This window comes from Kitasatospora sp. NPDC091257 (genome assembly GCF_044757675.1).
Taxonomy (GTDB): domain Bacteria; phylum Actinomycetota; class Actinomycetes; order Streptomycetales; family Streptomycetaceae; genus Kitasatospora; species Kitasatospora lactacystinica.
The window spans coordinates 1-4,177 of sequence record NZ_JBIVVI010000829.1 but is presented as its reverse complement, the minus strand read 5'-3'; the positions used below and the strand labels follow the sequence as shown (position 1 = coordinate 4,177).

At 72.9% G+C, this 4,177-nt stretch carries 4 protein-coding genes; 3 read left to right on the top strand and 1 reads right to left on the bottom strand.

The genetic code is table 11. From position 1 onward, the window contains the following. Nucleotides 1-392, bottom strand: a 392-nt coding sequence (locus ACIQOV_RS30375; protein ID WP_401053806.1) for an AMP-binding protein, incomplete at its 3' end; no start/stop codon positions are given. 205 nt (nucleotides 393-597) lie between these two features. On the opposite strand from ACIQOV_RS30375, the gene ACIQOV_RS30370 reads away from it, so the two are divergent. From ACIQOV_RS30370 to efeB, 3 genes are all read left to right on the top strand, one after another. After that, nucleotides 598-1,422, top strand: a complete 825-nt coding sequence (locus tag ACIQOV_RS30370; RefSeq protein WP_380549262.1) for an ABC transporter ATP-binding protein — start codon at nucleotides 598-600, stop codon at nucleotides 1,420-1,422. Nucleotides 1,423-1,551: 129 nt separating this feature from the next. Further along, complete coding sequence (gene efeO / locus ACIQOV_RS30365) at nucleotides 1,552-2,700, top strand: iron uptake system protein EfeO (RefSeq protein ID WP_380549259.1); 1,149 nt, start codon at nucleotides 1,552-1,554, stop codon at nucleotides 2,698-2,700. A 112-nt stretch (nucleotides 2,701-2,812) separates the two neighbouring features. Beyond that, nucleotides 2,813-4,177 (top strand): iron uptake transporter deferrochelatase/peroxidase subunit (efeB, locus tag ACIQOV_RS30360; protein ID WP_401053808.1); only part of this gene is annotated, 1,365 nt, incomplete at its 3' end.

Sequence of the window (4,177 nt, the reverse complement as noted above, 5' to 3'; positions counted from 1 at the left end):
GTGTCGACGCAGACCAGCCGGGCCCCGCCGGCGTCCGCCAGCCGTACCCGGTGGCACTCCTCGGTGACCACCAGGTCCGGTGCGGCGTCCGCGAGCACGTGCCGCAGCAGTGCGTCCGGCGCGGCCGGTTCCAGCGGTACGAACGCCGCGCCCGCCTTCAGCACGGCCAGCAGCGCCACGTACACCTCGGTGCCCCGGCCGAGCGCGACCGCCGCCCGGCCGCCCGGGGCCAGGCCCCGCTCCGCCAGCACCGCGGCCAGCCGCCCGGCCCGCGCGTCCAGCTCCCCGTAGCTCAGCTCCCGCCGGCCGCAGCGCACGGCCACCGCCTCGGGCGCCAGCCGGGCCTGCCGTTCGACCAGCGCGTGCAGGGTGTCGACCCGCTCCCCGGTCATCCTCGTCCCCCTCGTCCCCGCTTCCCCTCGGAGGCACGATCCTCCTCCCAACTCCCTCCGGACAACAGGGTTCTGGCGCGTCCACCCCTCGGACGTCCGGGCCCGTCCACGGCCGACGGTTGTACTCTGCACGCGGACGGACGGCGCCGGCCCGTCCGGTGCGGCGCCCCGCCCGCACCCTGCCCGGCGCCGCGATCGGAGTCCCATGAATTCATCCGCCCCCGACTTCGCCGGGCCGCTGCTGCGCACCCGGGACGTGGACGTCGTGCGCGACGGCCGCCACCTGCTGCGCGGGATCACCCTGGAGATCCGGCCGGGCGAGCACTGGGCGCTGCTCGGTCCGAACGGCGCGGGCAAGTCCACCCTGCTCGCGCTGCTCGGCGCGGTCTCCCACCCCACCCGCGGCGAGGTGGACGTGCTCGGCCGCCGGCTCGGCCGGGTGGACGTCCGCGAGCTGCGCGCCCACCTCGGGCACGTCAACCCGCGCCACCCGCTGCGTTCACCGCTGACCGTGCGCGAGGTGGTGCTCACCGGGCACACCAACACCATCGAGCCGGAGTTCCACCGCAAGCCGGCCCCGGAGGCGCTGGAGCGGGCCGAGCGGCTGATCGACACGCTCGGGATGCGCGCGATGGCCGACGCCGCGTGGACGACGCTGTCCCAGGGCGAGCGCGGCCGGGCCCTGATCGCCCGTGCGCTGATGCCCAGCCCCCGGCTGCTGCTGCTCGACGAGCCCGCCACCGGGCTGGACCTGACCGCCCGCGAACTGCTGCTGGACAGTCTGGACCTGCTGCGCCACCAGCATCCGGAGCTGGCCAGCGTGCTGGTCACCCACCACCTGGAGGAGCTGCCGGAGAGCACCACCCACGCCCTGCTGCTGCGCGGCGGCGAGTGCGTCGCGGCCGGGCCGGTGGCGGAGGTGATGACGACGGAGCTGATCAGCGAGACCTTCGGGCACCCGATCAGGATCAGCCGCCACGAGGGCCGCTGGACGGCCCGGGCGGCCGCCCGCCGGACACCGGGAAGGTAACGGTTCAGGGGGTGGGTGTAGACGAAAAATCGTCTTTACGTAAGGTATGCCTTAGCTAATGATGGTCGGCTGGCCCCCAGCCGCCCGCACTGCCATGGCACACCCATGCCCTTTTCCGTTGGAGCCCGCATGTCCGCCCGTCGCCGTTCCACCGCAGCCGCGCTGCTCACCCTCGCCGTGGCGACCGCAACCCTGGCCGGCTGCGCGTCCAAGAAGGACGACAAGGCGGCCTCCTCCGGCGCGGTCACGGTGAACGCGACCGACACCGCCTGCGAGGTCTCCAGGACCAGCTTCCCGGCCGGCCACGTCGTGCTGGACATCAGCAACAAGGGCTCCAAGACCACCGAGGTCTACGTCTACGGCGACGGCGACAAGATCGTCACCGAGCGCGAGAACATCGGCCCCGGCACCAAGGCCAGCATCAACGCCGAGATCAAGGCCGGCTCGTACGAGATCGCCTGCAAGCCCGGCATGGTCGGCGACGGCATCCGCCAGAAGATCACCGTCACCGGCGAGGGCGGCAGCGCCGCGCCGGCCGACCCGCGCCTGGCCGCCGCCGTCACCGCCTACCGCACGTACGCCCAGGAGCAGGCCGACGCCACCATCCCGGCCGTCGAGGCCTTCGCCGCCGCGATCAAGTCCGGCGACCTGGAGAAGGCCAAGTCGCTGTACGCGCCCTCGCGCACCGGCTGGGAGCGCACCGAGCCGGTCGCCGAGAGCTTCGGCGACGTCGACCCGAAGACCGACACCCGCGAGGACAAGCTGGAGCAGGGCCAGGAGTGGACCGGCTGGCACAAGCTGGAGAAGTCGCTCTGGGCCGACGCGAAGATCGGCGACGACGAGAAGAAGCTCGCCGACCAGCTGGTCGCCGACCTCAAGGACTGGCAGAAGAAGATCCCCGAGGCCGAGATCACCGCGACCAGCATGGCCAACGGCGCCAAGGAGCTGCTGGACGAGGTCGCCACCAACAAGATCACCGGTGAGGAGGACCGCTACAGCCACACCGACCTGGCCGACTTCCAGGCCAACGTCGAGGGCGCGCAGAAGGCCTACGAGCTGCTGAAGCCGGTCGCCTCCGAGAAGGACGCGGAGCTCGCGAAGACGCTGGACTCCGAGTTCGCCGCCATCAACGCCCTGCTGGCCAAGTACAAGCAGGCCGACGGCACCTTCACCTCCTACGACAAGGTCACCGAGACCGAGCGCAAGGCCTTCTCCGACGCGGTCAACTCGCTGGGCGAGCCGCTGTCGAAGCTGGCCGCCGCCGTGGTCGTCAAGTAACCGGCCACCCCACCCGAAGTACCCCGCCGACGCCGTGGCGGCCCGCGATCCGGGTCCCACGGCCTCCGTGGGTCAGCGCACAGTCCAGCACAGTAGAAGGGCCCGCCCGCCGATGGACGCGGAGAACGAGCAGCAGAACGGGACGCCGGCCACCGCCGACGCCGCCGGCACCAGGAGCGCGGTCAGCCGACGCGCCGTCATCGGCTGGGCCGGCGCGGGCGTCGCGCTCGGCGCCGCCGCCGTCGGCTCGGTGGCGGCCGCCACCCGGCAGGACGACGCCGTCCCGGTCGCCGCCCCGGTCGGCGCCGAGCTGCCGTTCTACGGCGAGCACCAGGCGGGCATCTCCACCCCGGTCCAGGACCGGCTGCACTTCGCCGCCTTCGACGTCTCGGAGAAGGCCACCCGGGAGTCCCTGGTCAAGCTGCTCAAGGAGTGGACCAAGGCGGCCGCCGCGATGACCGGCGGCCGCGAGGTCGGCACCGGCGCGGTGCCCGGCTCGCCGGAGGCGCCGCCGGACGACACCGGCGAGGCCCTCGGCCTGCCCGCCTCCCGGCTCACCCTGACCATCGGCTTCGGCCCGAGCCTGTTCGAGAAGGACGGCGTGGACCGCTTCGGCCTCCGGGCCAAGCGCCCCGAGGCCCTGATCGACCTGCCGAACTTCAAGGGCGACAAGCTCGACCCGACCCGCAGCGGCGGCGACCTCTGCGTCCAGGCCTGCGCCGACGACCCGCAGGTCGCCGTGCACGCGATCCGCAACCTGGCCCGGATCGGCATGGGCACCGTCAACATCCGCTGGTCGCAGCTGGGCTTCGGCAAGACCTCCTCGACCACCCCGGACGAGCAGACCCCGCGCAACCTGATGGGGTTCAAGGACGGCACCCACAACATCGCGGGCACCGACACCGGGAAGCTGGCCGACCACGTCTGGGCCGCGCCCGGCGACGGCCCGGAATGGATGACCGGCGGCTCCTACCTGGTCGCCCGGCGGATCCGGATGCACATCGAGACCTGGGACCGCGCCTCGCTCAAGGACCAGGAGGACACCTTCGGCCGCACCAAGGGCGAGGGCGCCCCCTACGGCAAGGGCAAGGAGCACGACGCGCCGGACCTCAAGGCGATGCCCGCGACCTCGCACGTCGCGCTCGCCCACCCGGACGCCAACGACGGCCTGATGATCCTGCGCCGCGGCTTCTCCTTCACCGACGGCACCGACGGCCTCGGCCGCCTGGACGCCGGGCTGTTCTTCCTCGCCTACCAGCGCGACACCCGCAAGGCCTTCGTTCCGCTGCAGACCCGCCTCGCGGCGAGCGACAAGCTCAACGAGTACATCCAGCACGTCGGCTCCGCCCACTTCGCCTGCCCGGCGGGCGTGCGCAAGCCGGGGGACCAGCGCGAACTTGGTGGCCGAGTAGGCGCCCACGCCGGGGAAGCTGAAGCGGCCGCCCATGCTGCTCATCTGCACCACCGCGCACGAGCC

Coding starts and splice junctions, on each gene's coding strand:
- ACIQOV_RS30370 (WP_380549262.1), top strand. CDS start 598: ATGAATTCATCCGCCCCCGACTTCGCCGGGCCGCTGCTGCGCACCCGG.
- efeO (WP_380549259.1), top strand. CDS start 1,552: ATGTCCGCCCGTCGCCGTTCCACCGCAGCCGCGCTGCTCACCCTCGCC.